This is a genomic window from Brachybacterium sp. NPDC056505 (assembly GCF_042794925.1).
Lineage (GTDB): Bacteria > Actinomycetota > Actinomycetes > Actinomycetales > Dermabacteraceae > Brachybacterium > Brachybacterium kimchii.
Genome location: NZ_JBHTSV010000006.1, coordinates 68,147 through 91,060, shown reverse-complemented (window position 1 = coordinate 91,060; position 22,914 = coordinate 68,147). Strand labels below are relative to the sequence as shown.

Below are 22,914 nucleotides of genomic sequence, written 5' to 3'. Positions count from 1 at the left end.
CGTGCACGGGGTCTCGCGAGGTGACGGCGGTCTCACAGGGCCGCCGGTGGACTCACGATAGCCGCTCGTCGGGATGCCCGTCTCCCGCGATCGCGAGGACCAGGACGGAGGCCGCGCGCACGTGCGTGCGGCCCTCGCGCACCCGCCCGTCCTCACCGGCGGCGAGCAGGGCCGCGGGGTCCTCGCTCGCGCTGTCGAACAGCACCCGGACGGCCCCGTCCAGCCACGGCTCACGGGGGAGGGTGACCTCGAGATCGACCTCGTCGGCGGAGAGGATCACCAGCAGATGATCGGCACCGTCGGTCCCATCGGTCCCCTCGGCACCGTCGATCCCGTCGGTCGTGCCCGTCCCGCCGGGGAGCAGCATCTGCAGCACGTGCCGGCCCGGATCCTGCCAGGGCTCGTGGTCCATGCCCTCGCCGTGCTCGTCGTACCAGCCGGCCTGCCCGGATCCCGGACCGCTCGGGTCCAGCGGGCGCAGGTAGCGGGCCGAGCGCAGCTGCGGGAAGCAGGCACGGATCGCGAGCAGCGCGCGCACCGCCTCGATCCGGCCCGGGCGCTGCGCGGCCAGCGACCAGTCGACCCAGGAGATCTCGTTGTCCTGGCAGTAGGCGTTGTTGTTGCCGCGCTGGGTGCGGCCGAACTCGTCGCCGGCGGTGAGCATGGGCGTCCCCGCGGCCAGCAGCAGGCTCGACAGCAGCGCGCGCGCCGTGCGCTCACGACGCGCCTCGAGGGCCGCTGCGCCGGGGTCGTCGGCGGGCGGCGCGCCCTCGTGGCCATGGTTCCAGGAGCGATTGTCGGCGGTGCCGTCGCGGCCGGCCTCGCCGTTGGCCTCGTTGTGCCGTTCGTCGAAGCTCACGAGGTCCTGGAGGGTGAAGCCGTCGTGCGCGGTGACGTAGTTGACCGAGGCCCAGGGGGCGCGCAGGCTGCGGCCCGCGGGCAGGTCTTCGGGGTCCCGTGCGGCCATCACGTCGCGGGAGCCGGCCAGCCGGCTCGCGAGGTCGCGCACGCCGCTGCCGCCGACCTCGCCCTCTCGCTCGCGCGCCGCCCTGTCCGTGAGCCAGAAGGACCGCAGGTCATCGCGGAAGGCGTCGTTCCATTCGGTGAAGGGGGCGGGGAAGGCGCCGGTCTGCCAGCCCCCTCCTCCCACGTCCCAGGGCTCGGCGATGAGCTTGACGTCGCGCAGCACGGGATCCAGGGTGATCGCCCGCAGCAGGGCGTGGTCGGGCCGGAAGCCGCCGGAGTCGCGCCCCAGGGTCGCCGCGAGGTCGAAGCGGAAGCCGTCGACCCCCATGTCGAGGACCCAGTGCCGCAGGGACTCGAGCACCAGGTCCACGACGGCGGGGGAGCGCGGGTCGAGGGTCGCCCCGGTGCCGGTGACGTCCACGAAGGCGCCGCCGTCCATCCAGTAGTGCTCGCTCGCATCGAGCCCGCGCAGGCTCAGCGAGGGCCCGCCGGGGCCGCCCTCGGCGGTGTGGTTGAAGACGACGTCGAGGATGACCTCGAGGCCGCCGGCGTGGAGGGCGCGGATCATCCCGCGCACCTCCTCGAGCACCGCGAGCGGCCCTTCGTGGCGGGCGGCGGCGCTCGCGTACGCGGGATTCGGCGCGAAGTAGGAGAGCGTCGAGTAGCCCCAGTAGTTGGTGAGGCCGCGCCGCGTGAGGTGCGGTTCGTCCATGGCCGCGTGGATCGGCAGCAGCTCCACCGCGGTGACGCCCAGGCCGCTCAGGTACGAGGTGACGGAGGGGTGCCCGAGGCCCGCAAAGGTGCCGCGCAGCTCGGGCGGGACGTCGGGATGCAGCTGGGTGAACCCTTTGACGTGCAGCTCGCAGACGACCGTGTCCGGCCAGGGGGTGCGGGGCGGGGCGGCCGACGAGCCGGCGCCACCGGCGGCCATCGGCTCCGGGGCGCCCGCGACGACGGACCACACGGCCACGTCGGCGTCGTCGTCCTCGCTGCGGCGCAGGGGCGAGATCGGGTCGAGCATCGCGTCGACCTCGTGGGGGAACATCCCGGAGGCGAGCGGGGAGGCGTGCGAGACGGCGCGGGCGCGCGGATCCACGAGCAGCTTCGCGGGGTTGAACCAGGCGCCGCGCTCGGGATCCCACGGGCCGTGCGCGCGCAGGCCGTACAGGGTGCCGGGCACCATCGCCTCGACCTCGTCCCAGTGCAGGCCGCCGTCGACGTGGCGCAGCGTCGTGCGCTCCTCGCGGAAGCGTCCGCCGCCGAGGTCGCGGCGCACGCACAGCTCGATCCTCTCGGCGCGCGGCGCCGCCACCGCGAAGGTCCCGCGACCGGACGGGTCGACCTGCAGGCCGGGGCGTGTGGGCGGGGACGGCGCGCGGCGCGGTGCGCGGACGGCGCCGGGAGCGCCGGGACCGGTGATCGGAGGATGGGGCATCGCCGCATTCTTCCACCGGGCGCACGCCGCGCCGGGCATGACACGAGCGGCCTGCGCACCCGTCCGGGACGCCCCGCGAACAGGACCGGGCCGCGGGGCCCGGAGAGGTTAGGATCGTCGGGGCGCCGGGCGCGGCCCGTCGTCCCCCACGCAGCACCAGCAGCGCGTCGGCCGCACCGGGCGTCACGACTGCCGCACGATCCGCACGCAGCACCACGCGACGGGAGCACCCCTGCAGATGACCCAGCAGCCTCAGGAATCCCCCGGGCGTCCCGCCCCCGGCCGCTCGGGCGCCGCCTTCGCCCCTGCGCAGCCCGCGATCCCTCCGGCGAGCATGGAGCGTGCGGGGAGCATCGTCCGCAGCATCACCCAGGTGTTCCAGTCGCGCGTGGTGGGCCAGGAGAACCTGCGCCGCACCCTGCTGGCGGCGCTCGCCGCGGGCGGCCACGTGCTGCTCGAGTCCGTGCCGGGCCTCGCGAAGACGACCGCGGCCTCCGCGCTCGCCTCCGGCATCTCCGGATCCTTCTCCCGCATCCAGTGCACGCCGGACCTGATGCCCAACGACATCATCGGCACCCAGATCTTCAACTACGGCTCGGGCACCTTCACCACCCAGCTGGGCCCGGTCCACGCGAACGTGGTCCTGCTGGACGAGATCAACCGCTCGAGCGCCAAGACCCAGTCGGCCATGCTCGAGGCGATGCAGGAGCGTCAGACCTCCATCGGCGGCGAGGTCTACCCGCTGCCCGAGCCGTTCATGGTGCTCGCGACCCAGAACCCCATCGAGGAGGAGGGCACGTACGTCCTCCCCGAGGCGCAGATGGACCGCTTCCTCATGAAGGAGGTCCTCACCTACCCGCGCCCCGCCGAGGAGCACGAGATCCTCGACCGCTCCACGAGCGGCACCCTCACCGCGCCCCGCCGGGCGGCGCAGACCGTGGGTCTCGAGGACATCCGGTTCCTCCAGGAGATGGTCGACCAGGTGTACGTCGATCAGAGCGTCAAGCGCTACATCATCGACCTCGTCTTCACGACCCGCGGCTCCGGTCCGCGTCCGGTCGCGAACCTCACCCAGAGCGTCCGGGTGGGGGCGAGCCCCCGCGGCTCCCTCGCGCTGATGCGCGTCGCCCAGGCGAACGCCCTCCTGCACGGCCGCGACTACGTCACCCCGGACGACGTGCGCGCCATGCGCTACGCGGTGCTGCGCCACCGCCTGGTGCTCACCTTCGACGCCCTCGCGGGCGGCGTGACCCCCGAGCAGATCATCGACGCGGTCTTCCACGCCGTGCCGATGCCCTGAGCGGGATCCGCTGATGGCGACCTCCCTGCTCACACGCGTCAAGGCGCGCGTGGACCTGCACACCGGACGCCGCGCCCGCGGCATCGTCCAGGGGCGCGGGCGGTCGGTGTTCAAGGGCAGCGGCGAGGACTTCGACGACCTGAAGTACTACCAGCCGGGCGACCGCATCTCCGACATCGACTGGAAGGCGACGGCCCGCTCGGGCGAGCCGCTGATCCGCCAGTTCAACGAGGAGCGGGTGCGGCACCTCTCGATCGTCGCCGACACCTCCTCGGCGATGTCGACCCTCGCAGCCGACGGCACCTCCAAGCGCGACGCCATGGTCACCGCCGCCGGCCTCGTGTGCTTCCTCGCCCAGAACAACGGCGACCTCGTGGGACTGGTCGGCGGCTCCGAGTCCCGGCCGGTGCAGCTGCCCTCGCGCTCGAGCGACGGGCACCTCGAACTGCTCCTGCGCACCGTCCAGCAGTCCACGACCGCCGCCTCCCGCCCGTCGGACGTCTCCTGGCTGCTCGAGCGGGCCTTCCGCGTCACCCGCCGCTCGACGCTGATGACGATCATCACCGACGAGGCGCACCCGGGCCCCGAGGACCACTCCCTGCTGCGGCGCCTGGCGACGCGGCACGACGTCATGGTCATCCGCATCGGCGACGCCGACCCGCTGCAGGCGGGCGACCTCGACCACGAGGTCGTCGACGTCGAGTCTCCCCGGGAGATCTCCGAGCTCGCCCGCGTCTCCACGAAGGTCGCCCGCGATGTCGAGAACTACCGTCGGGCCCGCCGCGAGGCGACCACGGAGATGCTCGACAGCCTGCACATCACCCACCTGCTCACGGCCGGCGACAGCACCGTGGTGGACGACATGATCGCCATGCTGCGCGAGAGGGAGTACCGCCATGCCCGTGCATGAGTCCACGGTGCTCGCCGATCCCACGCCGAGCCCCTCGCCCGCGACGATCATCGATCCGCCCCAGTACTCGATCGCCTGGCTGATCCTCGCCGTCCTGTGCGTGATCGTCATCGTCGCGATCATCGTGGGCGTTCTGCGGATCTCCCGCGCCGTCGTCTCCCGCCGCGCCTACCGCGAGCGGCCCGACGAGCCCGAGTCGCTCAAGGCCGAGTTCCTGCGCTCCGTCAACGACATCGCGGCGCGCCACGAGGACGGCGCGATCGACGAGCGCACCGGCCACCTCGAGCTCACCGCCGTGATGCGCCGCTTCGTGCGCCGCACCACCGGGCACGACGTCACCAGCCAGGACGTGGGCACCCTCATCGCCGACCCCCGGACCCGCGACGTCGGCGAGCTCATCGCCCGCCTCTACGAGCCGGACTTCGCGCCGGCGAGCGACGTCGACCTCGAGGGCTCCGTGCACCGTGCGAGGGAGGTGATCCGCCGATGGTCATGACGCTGTGGTGGGTGGCCTGCCTGCTCCTGGTCGCCGGGATCGTGGTCTGGGCGATCACCTTCTGGAACCGCCGCTCGATGCACCGCGCGCCCGTGCTCGTCGCGAACTCCTCGTTCCTCGAACGGATCCCGAGCTTCGTGCGCAGCCAGCGCCTGGCGCGGGTGCTGCGGGTGGTGCAGGTGGGCATCGCCGTGCTGGGCCTGCTCGCCGCCGCCCTGCTCTCCGGCAGGATCGCCACCGAACGGGTGCAGACCCCTGAGTTCGCCGATCGCGACATCGTGCTGTGCCTCGACGTCTCCGGCTCGATGTACGAGTACGACACGGAGATCCTGCAGACCTTCGCCTCCATGGTCGACGACTTCCACGGCGAGCGGATCGCGCTGTCGATCTTCAACTCGACGTCCCGCACCGTCTTCCCGCTCACCGACGACTACGACCTCGTCGAGCGCGAGCTCAGCGAGGGGGCCGAGGCGATCGACTTCGACGAGTTCGGCTACCGGCTGGGCAGCCGCGACTACCCGCATGACAAGGTCGAGAAGTACGCGGACTTCGTCGAGGGCACCCGGGGCCTGGACGACCAGGCCTCGATCGTGCCCGACGGCCTCGCCTCGTGCGGTCAGCTGTTCGACCACGCCGAGACCGATCGCAGCCGCTCGATCATCTTCGCGACCGACAACGAGGTCAACGGCGACCCGATCTACTCCCTCGACGAGGCCGCCAAGACCATCGAGGACCGCGACATCGACCTGTACACCTTCTACCCGGGCGCCTACGAGTGCTCCGAGGAGTGCTTCGACGAGCTCCAGAAGGTCACCGAGGACCACGGCGGCACGCTCTACCAGTCCTCGGACCCGAACGCGATCCCCTCGATCATCCGGGAGATCCAGCAGACCCAGGCCCAGAAGATGGGAGCCGAGCCCACCCTCATCCGCACCGATCATCCGCTGTTCGCCTTCGTGCTCACGCTCATCGCCCTCGCCGGGGTGCTGATCGTGGGCTGGCGCAACCGCTGAGAGACGGAGGAGAGCATGCATCTGGAGCATCTGATCCCGCTGTGGGCCACGATCCTCGTCTTCGTCCCGCTGCTCGCGCTCGCGGTCGTGATGATGGTGCGCCGGCCGCGACAGCGCTGGGCATGGCTGCGTCGCGCGCTGATGGTCGCGCTGCTCGCAGTGGTCGCCCTGCGCCCCGCGACGTACACGGAGGCCGAGCAGACCCAGCGCATGAACGCGAACGTGTTCTTCGTCGTGGATCGCACCGGCTCCATGAACGCCGAGGACTATGCGGATGGGCAGCCCCGCCTCGACGGCGTCAAGCACGACATGGAGCAGATCATGTCCGAGACCCAGGGGTCCCGCTACTCGATCATCTCCTTCGACTCGACCGCCGCCTCCCAGCTGCCGCTGACCACCGATGCCGGCGCCGCGAAGGCCTGGATCAACACCCTCGCCACCGAGTCCACCGCCCAGTCCAAGGGCTCGAACGTGGACCGTCCGCTCGCGACCCTCACGAAGGCCCTCTCCGACGCGCAGACCGACGACCCGGACTCGTACTCCCTCGTCTACTTCCTCAGCGACGGCGAGAACACCGATGACCGCGACGCGGAGCCCTTCGACCAGCTGAAACCGCTGATCGACGGCGGCGGGGTGCTCGGCTACGGCACCAGCGAGGGCGGGCCGATGAAGGCCTCGGGTGCCGGCACGCACGGCGAGTACATCACCGACTCCTCGGGCGCCAAGGGCATCTCCCGCATCGACGAGGACCAGCTGAAGACCATCGCGCAGCAGATGGGCGTCCCGTATCTGCACCGCACCGATCCCGAGGCCCCGATCGAGGGCACGATGGAGGGCATCACCCTCAAGCCCGTGCCCATCGAGTCCCGCCGTGACGTGGCGAGCTTCCGCGACTGGTACTGGGTGGCGGCGATCCCGCTGGCCGCCCTGTTCATCTGGGAGCTGGGGGAGATGACGTATCGTCTGCCGCGTCGGCGCGACCGCGGCGAGCTGCTCTCCGCGACCGGTGCGGGATCCCCCGGTCCGGGCGGTTCCTCGGACGAAGGAGGCAGGTCATGAGCTCGACCCTCACCCCACCTCCGCCCGCGCCGCCCGGCGCCTCCGGTCCGTCGGGCCCCGCGAGCCCCTCCCCGCAGGGAGGATCGGCCGACGACGCCGCGCGGCCCCTCGCCGCGGACGAGCCCCGTCGGCCCCGGGACTTCGGCCTCGACGTGAGGCTGCTGCGCCGGATCCGGCTGATCGCCTTCGCGGTCCTCGCGATCCCGCTGCTGATCCTCGCGCTGCTCGCCGTCCGCTTCGTCTCCATGCCCCTCACGCAGGCATGGCACGGCGGCGCCTACGGCGACGGCGAGTACGCCCGGGCGAGCGAACGGCTCTGGCCCGTGCAGAAGGCCAACTGGTTCGAGCCGTATCTCCCGCACCTCACCAAGGGCACGGACCTGCTGCAGCAGGACCAGAACGCCGAGGCCGAGACCGAGCTGCGCCTGGCCCTGAAGGACTGGCAGGAGGGCAAGGACCTCAACCAGCCGCCGCACGCCCAGTGCAAGATCCTCAACAACCTCGCGATCTCCATCGAGCGCCAGGCGAACGAGATCGACGACGCCGGCGACCGCGCCGACCGCCTCTACGAGGCCGAGCAGCTGCTCGCCCCCTGCGCCGGCGGCGGGGGAGGCGGCGACGGCGAGGGCCAGGGCGGCGGAGGCCAGGGCGAGGACCAGCAGGGCGAGGGCGAGGGCTCGGGTAACGAGGACGAGGGCACCACCGGCGACAACGGCAAGCGCATCGAGGAGGAGCGCCGCTCGTCCGACAAGGAGGCCGGCAACGACCCGGACGCCCGCGACGAGGGCCAGGACGGCGACGACCAGGGCCAGGGCGAGGACCAGGGCGATCAGGACGGCAAGGGCGATGCCCCCAAGGACCCGGGCGATCCCAAGAAGGAGGACCCGAAGGGCGACGGGCCCGACGAGGAGGCGCCCACGCAGGGCGACGCGGAGGACCAGAAGAAGGCCGAGGACCTCGAGAAGCGCAACGGCGACGCGAACTCGGGCGACGGCGAGGACTCGGACGACGGAGCGAGCAGTGACCCCAGTCAGCCCTGGTGAGCACGGCAGGGCGCCGCGCGTCTACATCGACCATGCCGCCACGGCGCCCCTGCGGCCCGAGGCCCGCGACGCCTTCCTCGACGCCTCGGCCCTGCCGGGGAACCCGACGTCGCGCCACGGCTCCGGCCGCCGCGCCCGCGGCGTCCTCGACGACGCCCTCGACTCGCTCGCGGCCTCGCTCGACGTCCCGGTCTCCTGGCTGACCCTGACCTCCGGCGGGACCGAGGCCGACAACCTCGCCGTGCGCGGCGCGGCCCTCGCCGCCCAGGCGGCCGACCCGTCACGCCGGGCCGTCGCGGTCTGCGCGACCGACCATCCGGCGGTGCTCGAGACCGCGCGCTCCCTCGCCCCCGGCATCGAGTCCCGCGAGATCCCTGTGGACGGCGACGGTCTGCTGGATATCGACGCCCTGCGCGCGGCCCTCGCCCCGGGAGACGTGAGCGTGGTGAGCGTCGCGCTCGTGAACAACGAGACCGGCGTGATCCAGGACCTCGCGGCGGTCACCGAGATCGCCCGCGCCGCGGGCGCCCTCGTCCACACCGATGCCGTGCAGGCCACGAGCCATGTCGAGCTGCCCGTGCGCACGGTCGACATGCTGAGCCTGACCGGCCACAAGATCGGCGCCCCGGTGGGCGTGGGCCTGCTGGTCGTGCGCCCCGACATCCCCTTCGTCGCGGGGCTCACCGGCGGCGGGCAGCAGCGCGGCGTGCGCCCCGGCACCCTCGACGCCCCGCACACCGCGTCGCTCGCGGCCGCCCTCGCACGCACCCTCGCGGACCGGGAGGCGGAGTCGGCGCGACTGGGGGAGATGGCCCAGCGCCTGCGCGCGGGCATCCGGGAGATCGCCCCGGACGCCGTGCTCACCGCGGAGGCCGCCCCGCGCAGCCCGCACGTGGCGCACGTGCTGCTGCCGGGCTGCGACCAGGACGCCCTGCTCCTCATGCTCGACCAGCAGGGGATCGACGCCTCGGCGGGCTCCGCGTGCTCGGCGGGCGTCACGCAGGCCAGCCACGTGCTCACCGCGATGGGCGTCGAGCCCGATCTCGCCCGCGGCGCCCTGCGGCTGTCGCTGGGCTGGTCGAGCCGCGATGAGGACGTGGACCGCGTGCTCGCCGCCCTGCCCGAGGCCATCGAGCGGGCGCGGGCCGTCGGCGCGCTCGTGCGGTGAGCCGGTCGCGACGAGGAAGCCGGTGAGCAAGCGCTCGTCGGGCGGGCCCCTGTCCGCCTCCGGCGCTTCGTAGACTGGACCGGCCGCGCGTCCCGCATCCGCGCGGCATCCGAGCAGGAGGCGAGGTCCCCATGAAGGTGCTGGCAGCGATGAGCGGCGGCGTCGATTCCGCCGTCGCGGCCGCGCGTGCCCACGAGGCCGGCCACGACGTGGTCGGCGTCCACATGGCGCTGTCCAAGAACCGGGCCGAGACCCGCAGCGGGTCGCGCGGGTGCTGCACCGTCGAGGACGCGGCCGACGCCCGCCGCGCCGCCGAGCGCATCGGCATCCCCTTCTACGTCTGGGACCTCTCCGACGACTTCCACGACCTCGTCGTCTCGGACTTCCTGGCCGAGTACGCGGCCGGACGCACCCCGAACCCGTGCGTGCGCTGCAACGAGCACATCAAGTTCGCGACCCTCATGGAGCGCGCCCGGGCCCTCGGCTTCGACGCCGTGTGCACGGGCCACTACGCGGACGTGCGCGCGGACGGCCCGGACGGCGCCCCGTCGCTGCACCGCGCCCGCAACCTCCCCAAGGACCAGTCCTACGTGCTCGCCGTGATGGGCCCCGAGGCCGTCTCCCGCGCCGTGTTCCCCCTGGGCGTCTTCGAGGACAAGGAGGCCGTGCGCGCCGAGGCCCGCGCGCGCCGACTGGGCGTCTCCACGAAGCCCGACAGCTACGACATCTGCTTCATCGCCGACGGCGACACCCGCGGCTTCCTCGAGCGCAGCCTCGGCGAAGCCCCCGGCGAGATGGTCGACGCCGACGGCACCGTGCTGGGCACCCATCGCGGCACCTTCGGGTTCACCGTGGGCCAGCGCAAGGGACTGGGCCTGGACCGCCCCGCGGCCGACGGCGCGCCGCGCTACGTCCTCGACGTGAAGCCCGAGACCCGGCAGGTCGTCGTCGGCGCGGCCGAGCTGCTCTCGACCACGCTGCTCGAGGCCTCCGCGCCGATCCCCTTCGAGCCGCTCGCGCCGGGACGCGAGGTGAGCGCCCAGATCCGCGCCCACGGCGAGGCGCTGCCCGGCATCATCGAGCAGGCCGACGACGTGCTGCGGGTGCGGCTCAGCTCCCCGGTGCGCGGCGTCGCCCCCGGGCAGACCCTCGTGCTGTACGACGGGGACCGCGTGATCGCCTCGGCGACCCTCGAGCGCCGCGCCGCATGACGGACGACCGGAGGGAAGGCGCCGATCCGCTCGTGACGATCACGGGCGACGGGACGTGGCGGGTGCCGACCACGACGACCGGCGACCGGGACGAGGGCGCCTCCGGAGGCGCCGCCGACCTCGCGGACGCCGACGCGGACCGTCTGCTCGCCCTCGCCCGCCTGCGTGGCCTGCTCGGCGACGACCTCGAGGACCAGATCGCCACGCGCCTGTTCCTGCCCGCGGCGCTCGGCACCGAGGGCGCCGATCAGCTGCTTCCGCAGTCGCTCACCCTGCTCGCCGGCACCACGGGCGACCTCGCGAGCTTCGGCTGGCGGATCGGGCCCGGCAGCTCGCGCACCTGGCGCCGCGCCCAGGAGCTGCGCGAGCGACTCCTCGAGGCCGCCCGCATCGCCCTGCACGGCTACGAGGGCGACCTCGTCGTCACCACGCTCGGCCCGCTCACCCTCGCGGCCGCGACGTTCCTGGGCTCGGGCGAGCGCACCCTCGCCGACCGCGGCGCCCTGCGCGACCTTCCGCACCTGCTCGGCGAGGGCATCGCCGAGCACCTCGACGCGGTGCGCAGCCATGTGCCCGGTGCGCGACCCCGTCTGCTGATCCGCGACGGCGCCGCCCTCGCCCTGGCCCGCGGCGCGATCCCCACGCCCTCGGAGTACCGGCGCTACCCGGCGCTGCCCGTCCCGGACATCGGGGAGATCTGGCGCAGCCTGCTCGAGGACCTCCTCGCGCACGCCGGCCTCACCGCGCAGGACGTCACCCTCGCGCCGAGCAGCGACACGGCGCTGCTGCGCGCCGCCCGCACCGCCGGCGCCTCGCGCCTCGCCCTCTCCCCGGCGGGCTTCGCCGCCTGGGAGCTGCTCGCCGAGCTGCGCGAGGCCGGGACCGGCATCGAGCTCGTCGTGGACCCCGCCGGCCCGCAGCACCTCGAGGCGCAGCTCGAGTCCGTCGCCCGCAGCTGGTGCGAGCTCGGCTACGGCCCGCGCGACCTCGTCGGCTTCACGTGGCTCGCTCATCGGCCGGATCGGACCGTCGGCCCCGCCCTTTCCGGGGGCGGCACCGACCCGTCGGCCGAGCCCTCCCGGGAGTCCCTCCTGGGCGTGTCCGATCTGCAGGCCCTGCTGCGCGCGGCGCCGGCCTGGGCCGAGCGCGTCGAGAGCTGAGCGCATCGAGAGCCGAGTGCGAAGGACGCGCCACCGGCCGCCCCGAGGAGCGCGACTCAGACGTGGAGCTTCTTGGCGAGCTCGTCGCGGACGTCCGCCGCGCGCTCGAGCTGCAGCAGCGCGAGAGAGAGCAGCGCGAGCACCACGCAGATCGCCGAGGGCACGGGCGTGGTCACCCAGCCCAGCAGCAGGAACAGGATGGGGACGATCCCCAGCAGCACCGTGAGCGCGCTGTAGAGGGCGTGCTCGCCGACCTCGAGGCGCATGACGTGCTCGAGGATCACCAGGGCGATGATCGCGCAGCCGCACATGATCGGCACCGCGAAGGTCAGTGACCAGCGGTGCCAGCCGGTCAGATAGTCCCAGTACGTGCACACGAGGGCGGCCAGGACCAGCAGCGTCAGCGTGGACCTGGCGAGGTCGCGTCGGCCGCGCAGGGCCATCAGGGCCACCAGCCACATGGTGCACACGCCCAGCCACACCGAGCGGACCGCGCCGAACTCGGACGGCCGATGCCCCAGCCACAGCTGGACGACGAACGAGAGCGCGACGAGCACGAGCGAGATCACCGTGAGGATCCGCAGCAGGCGACGGCGGGAGAAGCGCAGCGGCACGCTGGGCAGCGGATCGGGGGAGGGGTGCCCCACCAGGTGCGATCCGCACAAGGGGCAGCGCGACCAGTTCCCCTCGATCCGCACCGCGCACTCGGTGCACCGCCTCATGGCGCGACCTCCTCGAGCTCGGCCTCGGTGACCCGCGCGGCGGTGACGGACACGTCGATGCCGCGTGCGCTGAGCGAGCGCGCGAAGGCGCGCACGTGACCGGTCTGCGTGAACGGCGAGGTGAAGGTGACGGTCATCTGATCGCCGTGGGAGATCGCGCAGAACTGCGGGCGCGCGGCCGAGACCTGGAAGAGCACCCGGCGCACGTGCGAGGCGGCCGGCTCCGGCAGGCGCAGGCGTCCCAGGTTCGAGACCGCGAGGCTCAGCTTCCGGTTCGAGGCGGCGTTCAGCCAGCCCAGGATGAGGTCCTTGAGCGGACGCGGCACGATGCGCAGCAGCGGGGAGCGCTCGACGCGGATGAACCGTGCGACCTTCGGCGCGAGGGCCGCGGCCGATGCCTGCGGGCGGAACTCGGCCTCGAGCGCGCGGGCGACCGCCTCGGGGGCCTCGGCGCCGTCGGGGGAGAAGGCGTGCTCGACGCGGATGGTCGCGAAGAAGTTGCGGGCGCTCGTGGAGGGGAAGAACTGGCGCAGGTTCACCGGCACCGAGGCGCTCATCGTGCGGGCCCCGCCCAGGCCCCCCGAGGACTCGCGCACCGCGTCCATGAACAGCGCGGTGAGGTACATGGTCGGGCTCGCCCCGGAAGCCTTCGAGGCCGCCAGCAGCTGGTACGCCGGCATCGTCAGCTCGACGGCGCGGGTCCGGCCGTCCGGCGTGCGGGTGCCGCGGACGCGGTGGATGCGGGCACGGCGCGACGGCCGGTCAGGGACGGCATCGGACGGCGTGCGGGAGGCGCCCGCCGTGTCTCCGTCGGCGGAGGCCTCGGCGCGCACGGCCTTCTCGGCGAGGGTGAGGGCGGCCGGCGCGGCGGCCTCGGCGAACGCCTCCTCGAAGGCGGTGGGCCGACGGCGTCGGAAGTAGTGGGCGAAGCTGTCGGTCTCCAGCGCGTGGGAGGGCGGCGCGGCGCCCGCGGCTGCCGCATCCGGCGTGTCCGGCGAGGTCGCGTCGTCCGCTGCGCTCGGCGCGCTCGGGTCGCCCTGTTCCCCCGGCCGACCCGACTCGTCCGTCGCACCCGCCGGGTGCCGCCGCCGTGCGTACTCGACGAGCAGGTCGGAGAGGAACCACATGGCCCCGGTCCCGTCCGAGAGCGCGTGGAAGACCTCCAGGGAGATCCGCCGGCGATGGTGGATCACACGGAACAGCAGGGTGCGCCTGCCGTCCTGGTAGATCGCCGCGCAGGTGGGGCGGCGCTCGGGCTCGACCACGGGGCGCAGGTCGCTGTCCTGCAGGTAGTACCAGAACACACCGCGGCGCAGCACCGCGCGGTAGAGCGGATAGCGCGCGAAGACCGCGTCGAGCGCCTCCTGGAGCATGCCCGGATCCACCTCGGCATCCATCTCGGCGCTCAGGCGGAACACCTTGGTGTCCGACTCGGTGCGCGCGGCGAGGAAGATGTTCGAGGCGTTGTCCAGCCGCACCCAGGTCCTGCGGGTCATGTGGGCGCGGTCCGTTCGAGGAACGCGTCGATGTGCTGGTAGGCCTCGCGCAGGGGGCGCGCGAAGCGGGGCAGGGTGATGAAGCCGTGCAGGGCGCCGTCGACCCTGTGCACCTCCACGTCGTTCCCCGCCTCCGCGAGCGCGGCGCCGTAGGCCTCGCCCTCGTCGCACAGCAGGTCGAGTTCGGCCGTGATCAGCAGCGTCTCGGGCTGTCCGCGCAGATCCTTCGACATCAGCGGCGCGACCAGCGGGTCCTGCCGGCGTCCCCGGTCCGGGACGTAGAGCTCCATGTAGTCCTGGACCTCGGTGTCGGTGAGGCGGTAGTCGCTGCCGTGCCGGCGCACCGAGGCGAACGGCGCGGTCTCGGGGTCGTGGTCCCAGTGCGTCACCGGGTACAGCAGGGTCTGGCGCACGGGGGCCGGACCGCCCTCGTCCCTCAGCATCAGGGAGAGCACGGCGGCGAGGTTCCCGCCCGCCGAATCGCCCACCAGCACGATGCGCCGCGGGTCGCTGATGCCCGCGCGCTGCGGATCCTCGAGCAGCAGCCGTGCGACGCGCGCGCAGTCCTCGAGCCCCGCCGGGAAGGGATGCTCCGGCGCGAGGCGGTAGTCGACGGAGGCGACGACGCAGCCGGTGAGGTCGGCCATCGTCGCGCACGCCGGGGTGTAGCTCTCGATGTCGCCCGTGACCCAGCCGCCGCCGTGGAAGAAGAGCAGCACGTCCTCGCGTCGGCGCTCCTTGGGGGAGAACACGCGCACGGGGATCTGGTGCCCGCCGTCGGCGGACATGATCCGCCGATCCAGGGACCGGAAACGGGGGATCGGCCGTGCGGCCAGCTGCCGCTGCAGCCGACGCACCTTCGCGTAGTCCTGGCGCATGTCGATGCGCGGTGCGGCGAACAGGCGCAGCACCGCCCGCATCAGCGGATTCACGGGCGCTCGCCCTCGCGTCGAGTCGGGTCCTCCATGGGGCCAGGGTATGCGGGCCGGCTGGGCGGGATCGCCAGGCGAGAGACCATGCGGTCCGGTGTCGACGGATCAGGCGGCCAGGAGCGCCCCTCCGAGGCCGACGACCGCGACCACGAGCGTGACCAGCGCGGCCTGCACCACGGGACGTCCGCCGACCTGCTTGAGCAGCCGCACGCGCACCCCGGTGCCGAGCGCGAACATCGCCGCTGCGAGGCACAGCGACTGCACGGGCTTCGAGACGTCGACGACAGCCTCGGGCAGCAGGCCGGTCGAACGGATGCATACCGCGACGATGAACGCGAGCACGAAGAAGGGGATGAGCGGCGGGCGCTTGGCGGCGGGAGCGGGAGCGCCGGCGCGTGAGTCGGCGGACGTCCGGTCGGTCTCCGCCTGCCGCCTCTCCACGGCGGTGAGGATCGCGATCACCGGTGCGAGCATCAGCACGCGGCCCAGCTTCACCAGCACGGCGATGCCGAGCGCCCCGCCGCCCAGGATGCTGCCGGCGGCGACGACCTGCGCGACCTCGTGGATCGACGCCCCGGCCCAGGTCCCGGATACGTCCGTGCCCAGGCCCAGGGCGCGGGCCGCGAGCGGCAGCAGCGGGATCATCAGCGTCCCGAACACGACCACGAGCGCCACGGCGGTCGCGATCTGGGTCTCGAGGCGCTCGGTCGCCTCCTCGGCGCTCTCGCCCTCGCGACGCCGCGGCGTGATCGCCCCGCCGGCCGCCGCCACAGCCGCGGCGCCGCAGATCGAGAACCCGCACGCGATGAGCAGGGCCTGCGTGGGCGGCAGATGCAGCGCCCGGCCGATCAGCAGGCCGCTCACCATCCCGATGCCGACGATCGCCACGATCACCACGATGGTCAGCGGTCCGAGGGCGATCACGTCGCCGATCGCGAGCTGCAGACCGAGAAGCACGATCCCGATCCTCAGCACGGGCTTCGCGGCCAGGTCCAGTCCGGGCTTCAGCCCCGGCGGCAGCAGTCCCAGGTTCGCGGCGAGCGCGCCGACGAGGATCGCGGCGAGCGCCGGGGACGCCACGGGGACGAGCATGCCCAGGCCGTAGGCGAGACCGGCGACGGCGAACGTGAGCAGCAGCCCGGGCAGGACGCGGAGGAGTGGGGAGCTCGGGGCGGGGGCGGACGGTGTCGTCGGACCGGTCGACGGCGCGGGCGTCGTCGCCGTCGCGGTCGAGGTGCGCGGGGAAGTGTCTGGGCGGGGTTCGGGCATGGGATCCAGCCTCACGGCTGAGGGCAGTCCCCGGTAGTGGTCGATCTGATCGGGCGCATATCATCGTCGATATGCCGTTGCATGATGCGTCGAGGCCAGACCTGGCCTCCCTCGAGCTGCTGGTCGCCGTGATCGACCTGGGCAGCGTCTCCGCCGCGGCCTCGGCCCTGGGCCTCGCCCAGCCCAATGCCTCGCGACAGCTCTCCCGTCTCGAGCGACGCCTGGGTGCTCGCCTCGTGGATCGGGGCGCGCGGGGCTCCGAGCCGACGGCCGCGGGCCGTGTCGCCGTGGAGCACGCCCGGCGAGTGCTCGACGCGGCCGACGGGCTCGTCGAGCAGGTCCGCTCGGCCGCTGGCGCCGGGCGGATCCGGATCCTCGCCTCGCAGACGATCGCCGAGCATCTGATGCCCACGTTCCTCGCCGCTCTCGCCGCGGACCAGCCGGGTGTGCCGGTCTCCTTCGAGGTCGAGAACACGGCCGGGGTGATCGCCGCGCTCCGCCGCGGACGCGGCGACCTCGGGTTCGTGGAGGGCCTCGAGGTGCCGCACGAGCTCACCACGCTCGAGGTCGCGCGGGACCGACTGGTCGCAGTGGTCGCTCCGAGGCATCCATGGGCGCAGGATCGGGATGTGCTCGAGCACGGGATCGATGCCGATCTGCTCGCCGGCACGCCGCTGGTGGTACGCGAGGAGGGGTCGGGGACGCGCGACGTGCTCACCCGGGCGCTCGCGCCGCGCGAGGTAGCGGCGCCCGCGCTCGAGCTGCACTCGAACGCCGCGGTGCGCACGGCCGTGGCGGGCGGTGCGGGCTGCGCCCTGCTGAGCCGACTGGTGGTCGCCGGGGATCTGCGCGAGGGGCGGCTCGTGGAGGTGCCGGTGAGAGACGTCGAGCTGGAGCGCTCACTGCGGGCCGTGTGGTCGGGCGTGAGGCCGGGACGGCTCGAGGGCGCGCTCCAGGCACTGATAGCCGACGGGGCTGAGCGCGAGTGACGCGCGTCGAGCGTGGATGGCATGGGACGTGCGTGCGACGCGTGAACCAAGCGTGTGAGGTGCAGGCCGAGGACACACGTGCCTCGGGCACGACTCGTACCCGGCGCGCATGCCTTCGCCGAAGAATCAGCGGGTGCAGCGCGACCGGGTGCGGTCGGTGAGATGCCGGTGGTGCGGTGACCGGATGATGGGACGCAGCCGGTCGGATGAGGGGCTGTGCTTCGGGTGCCGTCGAATCAGAACGGTGGAGGCGGCGAGGGTGCGCGTGGTGCCGGCGGCGGTGAGCCCGCTGGTGGTGGGGAGCCGGACCCGGACGGCGGGTCAGCACTCGGCGGGTGATCGGTGAGCGAGGGGAGCCCGTCGCGCGCCCGCCGATGCTTGGCGCGGGCATCGCACAGCTGGTCCCAGGCCTCTTCGAGGTCGGCGACCGTCTCGGCAGTGGCCATGTCCGCGTTGTCCTCGAGGAAGACGCGGAACCTGTCCGCCACGTCCCAGAGCGTGCCCCGTCGGCCGCTGGGGGAGTCCTCGGGCTCGATGCGCACGGGGTCGATGAGCCCCTCGGTCTTCATCGCGTGGTGCTGCCAGCAGAGCATGTGCAGGTTGTCGACCGAGGTCGCGCCGCCGCTCGCGGGATCCTCGTGGTCGTACTCGACGATGTGGTCGGCCTCGGTGGCCGTGGTCGCGGGGCGCGTGCATCCGGGCAGGCCGCACGTGGTCATGCGATCGCACAGGTGCTCGAGCATGGACTGCGTGGGCCGGTAGCGGTCTGCGGGCAGCGGGAGGAACTCGCCGCTGCTGGGGTCGGTGAGGATCCGCACCCAGTCGCTCTGGCCGGCGGCGATGTCACGGGCCATGTCCGCCGGGATGGGGATGCGCCCGTCGAGCATGCCGGGGGCGTCGTCCTGGCCGAGCATCGTCATCATCGGCACCAGCACGCCGAGCCGGAAGCGCTCCGCAGGCACGTGCACACCCTGGGTGTCGGGCGTGGTGAGGGTGGTGAGCAGATAGCGGATGTGACCGAGCGAGAGGGGCATGCCGGTGGCGAGGACCTCGCCCTCGGGATCCCAGGGGATCGGGGAGCCGTCCTCGAGAGCGTGGCGCTGGGCCGTCTGGACCGCGCGGGCGCTCGCGTCCAGACGTCGAGCGAAGGAGACGACTTCGTGCGCCGGCCCCTGCACTTCGATGCGGGCGATCCCAGGGGTGTCGTCCGGGAGGAGTTCGACGCGCCGACGGTTCTCGGGCGCGAGGTGCGGCGGCAGCTCGCGGCGGGAGAGCAGCCGTGCGATCACCGAGCTCAGGCTTCGCGTGAACTGCTCGGGCGCGATGCCGACCTCCCAGAAGCGCACGGTGAGGTCGACGACGGCCATCTCGTCATCGGTGAGGCCACTGGTGCGTGAGAGGAGCTCGGTGAACCAGGCCGCCGGGAAGGCGCCCGTCTCGAGGAGGGCGTGCACATGGGGAAGGAGATCGACGGCGCGGTGCGCATCGCGGATGCGGCGCTGTGCCGCGTCGATGGTGCAGCGCAGAGCGGTCGCGACCGCGAGGTCGGCGACGCGGACCCTGTCGCGATCCGCATCCGGGAGATGACGGGCCTCCCACTTCGGTGCGAGGAGGAGAAGGGAGCGCGCCAGCTCGCGTGCTTCGTGGACGCCCTGGTCCCAGGTCGTGTGCACCAGTTCGTCGACCTCGAAGGTGGGGCTGACCTGGACGTGGCGGGAGGCGTTCTCACGGTTCACCGGGGTCTTCGTCCGTGCCGGGAGAAGGGGCTCGAGCACGACCGCATCGCCCGAGGGGAGAGGCTCGAAGAAGTCGGCGCCGCCCAGAACGCCCTGGTGGATGCCGGGATCGGTCATCGTCATCGTGCTCACCTCCTCGTGATCGCGAGTGCTGCAGCGGGGTGCCCGTGAGAGCGTGAACCGGAACTGTGTTCGATAGGTCGAGCCTAGTCGGTGCGGTCTTCGAAAACCAGTACGAATCGGGCACTGTGGAGAACTCTGCGGGGCGGATGCAGGACACTGCGGGAGGTCCCCGGGCCGTCCGTCGTCCAGGCTCGACGCGCCCGGCGGCGCGTGCGCGCGCTGCCCGTCTAGGCTCCGACTCCGTGCGCACAGCCTTACTCTCCGTCACGTTCGCAGTGGCAGCCCTGATGATCGGAGCGGCGGCCGTGGTCGCCATATCGATCTACTGCGGGAACCGCGCGGCTGAGCCTGTGGAAGTCCATGCCACCGCGACGGAGGTGACTCATTTCAGGCGTGGAACGGTCGTCGTCTTCCGCACGGACCAGGGAGTCGAGGACACGGTCTCCGGAGGATCCGCGGACGTCGGCGAACACATCACGATCTACCGCTATGGGTCAGGGGAGTACGGATGGGAGCCCCGCCCGTCGTCGGCGCCTCTGTGGTACGCGTGCGGGGCGGCTGCGCTGTGCTTGTCGATGGTGCTCATCGGCACGGACCAGGTGCGCAGGAGCATGCGTGCGTCGCGGGTGAAACCCCGGGGCCGACGTCGTGACCGACGCCGGGGCCGACGTCCCGCACCATGAGAACCCGTCGTCCATGCCTCTCGAGGCCCGCCCCGCGCTCGGTCTCGACGAGCCCTTGCTGGAACGCCGTGTCGAACTCTCCGCCCCCGACCGTCGAGTCGACGACCCGGAACCCGCAGCGGGCGTAGAAGGGCGCGTTCCACGGCACCTCGGCATAGGTGCGAAGGGTGATCCGCATGTGGTCCCGTCCCGCAGCCCATGCGCACGACGCCTCCACGAGCGCTCGGCCGATGCCGCGGCGGCCGTAGGCGGGCAGCACCGCCAGCTGCTCGAGGTGCGCCTCCGGCCTGTCCTCGCGAGCGGCGGCCCCGTCGATCTCGAGCACGTGCGCGAAGCCGACGACCCGCTCGTCGGCCCCCGCTCCGCCCCCGACGACGGCGACCAGCAGGACCCCCGGCTCCGCCGCCCGCGCCTCCCCTCTCTCGGCCGAGTCCGGACCGAAGGGCTCCGGACCGAAGAGATCGGCGAACATGGCATCGCCCGCGGCCTCGATCGCCTGGAGGCGAGCGAGGTCCTCCCGCCTCGCCTCTCGGATCCGCACCGTCTCGTCCATGCCCGCACGATAGGTGTCGAGGCCGGCGGCTGACACGCCGTTTCCCGCGCCCTCCATCTGCACCCTCCACCAGCCCCGGCCCCTTGCGCCCTCGTCGCGCCGCCCGGCCATCCACGCCCCGTCCGGCCATTGAGCCGTCGGACCCATGGGGGAGAATGGACGGGTGAGTGGACACGACACCCCCGCACCCCAGAACTCGGACACGGACTCCTCGACCGAGTCCGTCGAGGACCCGCGCAGCGCGCAGGAGCGCATCGCGGAGCTGACCGCACAGATCGAGCAGGCCATCGAGGACTACTACGTCCACGACGCGCCCACGATGGCCGACGCGCAGTACGACGAGCTCGAACGCGAGCTCAAGGAGCTCGAGGCGAAGAACCCGCAGCTGGCGAAGGCGGACTCGCCCACCCAGACCGTGCACGGCGACGTCGCGGCGGGCTTCGCGCCCGTCGAGCACCTGGAGCGGATGCTGAGCCTGGACAACGCGTTCAGCCTCGAGGAGGTCGACGCCTGGGCGGTCCGGGCCGGCGAGGGCCTGGGGTCGGGCGCCGACGTCCAGTACCTGTGCGAGCTGAAGATCGACGGGCTCGCGATCGACCTGGTCTACGAGGACGGCGTGCTCACGCGAGGCGTCACCCGCGGCGACGGCCGCGTCGGCGAGGATGTCACGGCGAACGTGCGCACGATCGACAACGTGCCCGATCGTCTGGAGACGGACGACCCGCCTGCGGTGCTCGAGGTCCGGGGCGAGGTCTTCTACCCGACGGCCGCGTTCGAGGAGCTCAACGAGCAGCGGCGCGAGGCGGGTCTGCCGGAGTTCGCGAACCCGAGGAACACGGCGGCGGGCTCCCTGCGCCAGAAGGACCCGAACGTGACGGCCTCGCGCGATCTCGCCGTCTACGTCCACGGGATCGGCGTGCACGAGGGCGTCACCCTCGCCTCCCAGTCCGAGGTGTACGAGCAGCTGAAGGCTTGGGGTCTGCCCACCTCGCCGCACTGGCGGGTGCTGGACGCGCTCGCCGACGTCCACGAGTTCATCGAGCACCACGGCGAGCACCGCCATGACGTCGAGCACGAGATCGACGGGATCGTGCTGAAGATCGACTCCTTCGCGCAGCAGCGCCGGCTGGGCTCGACCTCGCGCGCGCCCCGGTGGGCGATCGCCTTCAAGTACCCGCCGGAGGAGGTCACCACGAAGCTCCTGGACATCCAGGTCAACGTGGGAAGGACCGGGCGCGTGACGCCCTTCGGCGTCATGGAGCCGGTGAAGGTCGCCGGGTCGACCGTGCAGATGGCGACGCTGCACAACCAGTTCGAGGTCGAGCGCAAGGGCGTGCTGATCGGCGACACCGTGGTGCTGCGAAAGGCCGGAGACGTGATCCCCGAGATCCTGGGTCCGGTCGAGGCGCTGCGCGACGGCAGCGAGCACGCGTTCGAGATGCCCAAGGAGTGCCCAGCCTGCGGCACGCCCATCGGACCGTCGAAGGAGGGCGACAAGGACTGGCGCTGCCCGAACACGAAGTCGTGCCCCAGCCAGGTCACGGGCCGCATCGAGCACGCCGCGTCGCGTGGCGCGTTCGATATCGAGTCCCTCGGCGAGGAGAGCGCGATCGCGCTCACGGACCCCGACAAGCGGCGGGCCGAGGCGCTCGCCGCTCTGCGCGGCGGTCACGTGGTCTACCTGCCGATCCGCTCGGCCGAGGACGCCGAGCTCGAGAACTTCGTGGTGCTCAAGAACGGGCAGGAGGTCCAGGGGGCCGACGGCGTTCCGCTGCTGCGGATCACGCGCGAGGACGACCCGCTGCTGCCTGCGCTGCAGACGCCCGTGGTGACGACGGGCGCGAACCTCTTCGATCTCACCGCCGAGGACCTGCGCGACGTGTTCGTGTGGCAGCCCGAGCGGCGCGACGGCGAGGTGACGGGGGACTGGCGCGTACAGCCGACGTTCTGGTCGCGGCCCACGTTCCGCCACTACAAGCGCGAGAACGCGTGGAAGCAGCAGAAGTCCTCGACCGTCCTGAAGAACACGGAGCTGCTGGCGGACGAGCTCGAGAAGGCCAGATCCCAGCCGCTGTGGCGGGTGCTGGTCGCGCTCTCCATCCGGCACGTGGGGCCGACGGCCGCACGCTCCCTGGCGACCGCCTACGGGTCCATGGACGCGATCCGCGAGGCCGACCTGGCGCAGCTCACCGAGACCGACGGCGTGGGCGGCATCATCGCCGAGAGCGTCCACGAGTGGTTCGCCGTGGACTGGCACCGCGAGCTCGTCGAGGCATGGGCGGCCTCCGGGGTGCGCATGGCCGACGACGTCGAGGAGGGCTTCGTGAAGACCCTCGAGGGGCTCACGGTCGTGGTCACCGGTGGCCTCGAGGACTTCACGCGGGACGGCGCCAAGGAGGCGATCATCTCCCGCGGCGGCAAGGCCTCCGGCTCGGTCTCCAAGAAGACGGATTTCGTGGTGGTGGGCGAGAACGCCGGGTCCAAGGAGGACAAGGCCCGCGACCTCGGCCTCACCATCCTCGACGAGGCGGGGTTCAAGGACCTGCTGGAGAACGGTCCGGCGGATCACGGTGAGGCAGCCGACGAGGAGTCCGGCCCCTCGGATGCCGCGGACGGCTCCTACGGCGCCGCAGATCAGACCGAGTGACCC

At 72.6% G+C, this 22,914-nt stretch carries 18 protein-coding genes; 11 read left to right on the top strand and 7 right to left on the bottom strand.

Features of this window, described 5'->3' with window-relative positions:
- Positions 1-52: 52 nt before the first annotated feature.
- A complete protein-coding gene (gene glgX, locus ACFQ53_RS06265; RefSeq protein WP_377856909.1) occupies positions 53-2,401 on the bottom strand; it encodes a glycogen debranching protein GlgX in 2,349 nt (782 codons plus the stop codon).
- 238 nt (positions 2,402-2,639) lie between these two features.
- Here glgX and ACFQ53_RS06260 point away from each other — a divergent pair, with 238 nt between their 5' ends.
- The 9 genes from ACFQ53_RS06260 to ACFQ53_RS06220 all read left to right on the top strand — a co-directional run bounded on the left by ACFQ53_RS06260 (position 2,640) and on the right by ACFQ53_RS06220 (position 11,761).
- Positions 2,640-3,701 carry an AAA family ATPase gene (locus tag ACFQ53_RS06260; RefSeq protein ID WP_377856906.1) on the top strand — a complete coding sequence of 354 codons (1,062 nt, stop codon included), beginning with the start codon at positions 2,640-2,642 and terminating at the stop codon, positions 3,699-3,701.
- A 13-nt stretch (positions 3,702-3,714) separates the two neighbouring features.
- Positions 3,715-4,611, top strand: a complete 897-nt coding sequence (locus ACFQ53_RS06255; protein WP_249479397.1) for a DUF58 domain-containing protein — start codon at positions 3,715-3,717, stop codon at positions 4,609-4,611.
- The gene (locus ACFQ53_RS06250; RefSeq protein ID WP_249479398.1) at positions 4,598-5,107 is read left to right on the top strand and encodes a hypothetical protein; all 510 of its coding nucleotides are present in this window, start codon (positions 4,598-4,600) and stop codon (positions 5,105-5,107) included. Before ACFQ53_RS06255 ends, ACFQ53_RS06250 begins: the two co-directional genes overlap by 14 nt.
- Positions 5,098-6,120 (top strand): hypothetical protein, encoded by a 1,023-nt coding sequence (locus ACFQ53_RS06245; RefSeq protein WP_377856902.1) that lies wholly within the window; start codon positions 5,098-5,100, stop codon positions 6,118-6,120. The genes ACFQ53_RS06250 and ACFQ53_RS06245 overlap by 10 nt, the downstream gene beginning before the upstream one ends.
- Before the next feature lie 15 nt (positions 6,121-6,135).
- Positions 6,136-7,179 carry a VWA domain-containing protein gene (locus ACFQ53_RS06240; RefSeq protein ID WP_377856899.1) on the top strand — a complete coding sequence of 348 codons (1,044 nt, stop codon included), beginning with the start codon at positions 6,136-6,138 and terminating at the stop codon, positions 7,177-7,179.
- Positions 7,176-8,222: a hypothetical protein gene (locus tag ACFQ53_RS06235; protein WP_377856896.1), complete on the top strand. Its 1,047-nt coding sequence runs from the start codon at positions 7,176-7,178 to the stop codon at positions 8,220-8,222. The genes ACFQ53_RS06240 and ACFQ53_RS06235 overlap by 4 nt, the downstream gene beginning before the upstream one ends.
- Positions 8,200-9,390 (top strand): cysteine desulfurase family protein, encoded by a 1,191-nt coding sequence (locus ACFQ53_RS06230; protein ID WP_377856893.1) that lies wholly within the window; start codon positions 8,200-8,202, stop codon positions 9,388-9,390. Before ACFQ53_RS06235 ends, ACFQ53_RS06230 begins: the two co-directional genes overlap by 23 nt.
- A 131-nt stretch (positions 9,391-9,521) precedes the next feature.
- Positions 9,522-10,601, top strand: a complete 1,080-nt coding sequence (gene mnmA / locus ACFQ53_RS06225) for a tRNA 2-thiouridine(34) synthase MnmA (RefSeq protein WP_377856890.1) — start codon at positions 9,522-9,524, stop codon at positions 10,599-10,601.
- Between the two features lie 32 nt (positions 10,602-10,633).
- Positions 10,634-11,761 (top strand): hypothetical protein, encoded by a 1,128-nt coding sequence (locus tag ACFQ53_RS06220; protein WP_377856888.1) that lies wholly within the window; start codon positions 10,634-10,636, stop codon positions 11,759-11,761.
- A gap of 56 nt (positions 11,762-11,817) precedes the next feature.
- Here the strand turns inward: ACFQ53_RS06220 and ACFQ53_RS06215 are convergent, their stop codons facing one another.
- From ACFQ53_RS06215 to ACFQ53_RS06200, 4 genes are all read right to left on the bottom strand, one after another.
- On the bottom strand, positions 11,818-12,483 hold the full coding sequence (locus tag ACFQ53_RS06215) for a DUF6320 domain-containing protein (RefSeq protein WP_249479405.1): 666 nt from the start codon (positions 12,481-12,483) through the stop codon (positions 11,818-11,820).
- On the bottom strand, positions 12,480-13,979 hold the full coding sequence (locus ACFQ53_RS06210; RefSeq protein ID WP_377856884.1) for an alcohol acetyltransferase: 1,500 nt from the start codon (positions 13,977-13,979) through the stop codon (positions 12,480-12,482). The genes ACFQ53_RS06215 and ACFQ53_RS06210 overlap by 4 nt, the downstream gene beginning before the upstream one ends.
- The gene (locus tag ACFQ53_RS06205) at positions 13,976-14,911 is read right to left on the bottom strand and encodes an alpha/beta hydrolase (protein ID WP_377856881.1); all 936 of its coding nucleotides are present in this window, start codon (positions 14,909-14,911) and stop codon (positions 13,976-13,978) included. Before ACFQ53_RS06205 ends, ACFQ53_RS06210 begins: the two co-directional genes overlap by 4 nt.
- A 105-nt stretch (positions 14,912-15,016) precedes the next feature.
- On the bottom strand, positions 15,017-16,180 hold the full coding sequence (locus tag ACFQ53_RS06200) for a YeiH family protein (RefSeq protein ID WP_377856878.1): 1,164 nt from the start codon (positions 16,178-16,180) through the stop codon (positions 15,017-15,019).
- Between the two features lie 71 nt (positions 16,181-16,251).
- Between ACFQ53_RS06200 and ACFQ53_RS06195 the strand changes: the two genes are divergently transcribed.
- The gene (locus ACFQ53_RS06195; protein WP_377856875.1) at positions 16,252-17,169 is read left to right on the top strand and encodes a LysR family transcriptional regulator; all 918 of its coding nucleotides are present in this window, start codon (positions 16,252-16,254) and stop codon (positions 17,167-17,169) included.
- 236 nt (positions 17,170-17,405) lie between these two features.
- Here ACFQ53_RS06195 and ACFQ53_RS06190 read toward each other — a convergent pair whose 3' ends face one another.
- Complete coding sequence (locus ACFQ53_RS06190; RefSeq protein WP_377856872.1) at positions 17,406-19,028, bottom strand: DUF222 domain-containing protein; 1,623 nt, start codon at positions 19,026-19,028, stop codon at positions 17,406-17,408.
- A gap of 582 nt (positions 19,029-19,610) precedes the next feature.
- Complete coding sequence (locus ACFQ53_RS06185) at positions 19,611-20,264, bottom strand: GNAT family N-acetyltransferase (protein ID WP_377856869.1); 654 nt, start codon at positions 20,262-20,264, stop codon at positions 19,611-19,613.
- Positions 20,265-20,427: 163 nt separating this feature from the next.
- Between ACFQ53_RS06185 and ligA the strand changes: the two genes are divergently transcribed.
- Positions 20,428-22,911, top strand: a complete 2,484-nt coding sequence (gene ligA, locus ACFQ53_RS06180) for an NAD-dependent DNA ligase LigA (protein ID WP_377856866.1) — start codon at positions 20,428-20,430, stop codon at positions 22,909-22,911.
- Positions 22,912-22,914: the final 3 nt, after the last annotated feature.

Excerpts from the sequence above, each read along its gene's own strand:
- glgX (WP_377856909.1), bottom strand. The coding sequence starts at position 2,401 with ATGCCCCATCCTCCGATCACCGGTCCCGGCGCTCCCGGCGCCGTCCGC.
- ACFQ53_RS06260 (WP_377856906.1), top strand. The coding sequence starts at position 2,640 with ATGACCCAGCAGCCTCAGGAATCCCCCGGGCGTCCCGCCCCCGGCCGC.
- ACFQ53_RS06255 (WP_249479397.1), top strand. The coding sequence starts at position 3,715 with ATGGCGACCTCCCTGCTCACACGCGTCAAGGCGCGCGTGGACCTGCAC.
- ACFQ53_RS06250 (WP_249479398.1), top strand. The coding sequence starts at position 4,598 with ATGCCCGTGCATGAGTCCACGGTGCTCGCCGATCCCACGCCGAGCCCC.
- ACFQ53_RS06245 (WP_377856902.1), top strand. The coding sequence starts at position 5,098 with ATGGTCATGACGCTGTGGTGGGTGGCCTGCCTGCTCCTGGTCGCCGGG.
- ACFQ53_RS06240 (WP_377856899.1), top strand. The coding sequence starts at position 6,136 with ATGCATCTGGAGCATCTGATCCCGCTGTGGGCCACGATCCTCGTCTTC.
- ACFQ53_RS06235 (WP_377856896.1), top strand. The coding sequence starts at position 7,176 with ATGAGCTCGACCCTCACCCCACCTCCGCCCGCGCCGCCCGGCGCCTCC.
- mnmA (WP_377856890.1), top strand. The coding sequence starts at position 9,522 with ATGAAGGTGCTGGCAGCGATGAGCGGCGGCGTCGATTCCGCCGTCGCG.
- ACFQ53_RS06215 (WP_249479405.1), bottom strand. The coding sequence starts at position 12,483 with ATGAGGCGGTGCACCGAGTGCGCGGTGCGGATCGAGGGGAACTGGTCG.
- ACFQ53_RS06210 (WP_377856884.1), bottom strand. The coding sequence starts at position 13,979 with ATGACCCGCAGGACCTGGGTGCGGCTGGACAACGCCTCGAACATCTTC.
- ACFQ53_RS06200 (WP_377856878.1), bottom strand. The coding sequence starts at position 16,180 with ATGCCCGAACCCCGCCCAGACACTTCCCCGCGCACCTCGACCGCGACG.
- ACFQ53_RS06195 (WP_377856875.1), top strand. The coding sequence starts at position 16,252 with ATGCCGTTGCATGATGCGTCGAGGCCAGACCTGGCCTCCCTCGAGCTG.
- ACFQ53_RS06190 (WP_377856872.1), bottom strand. The coding sequence starts at position 19,028 with ATGACGATGACCGATCCCGGCATCCACCAGGGCGTTCTGGGCGGCGCC.
- ACFQ53_RS06185 (WP_377856869.1), bottom strand. The coding sequence starts at position 20,264 with ATGGACGAGACGGTGCGGATCCGAGAGGCGAGGCGGGAGGACCTCGCT.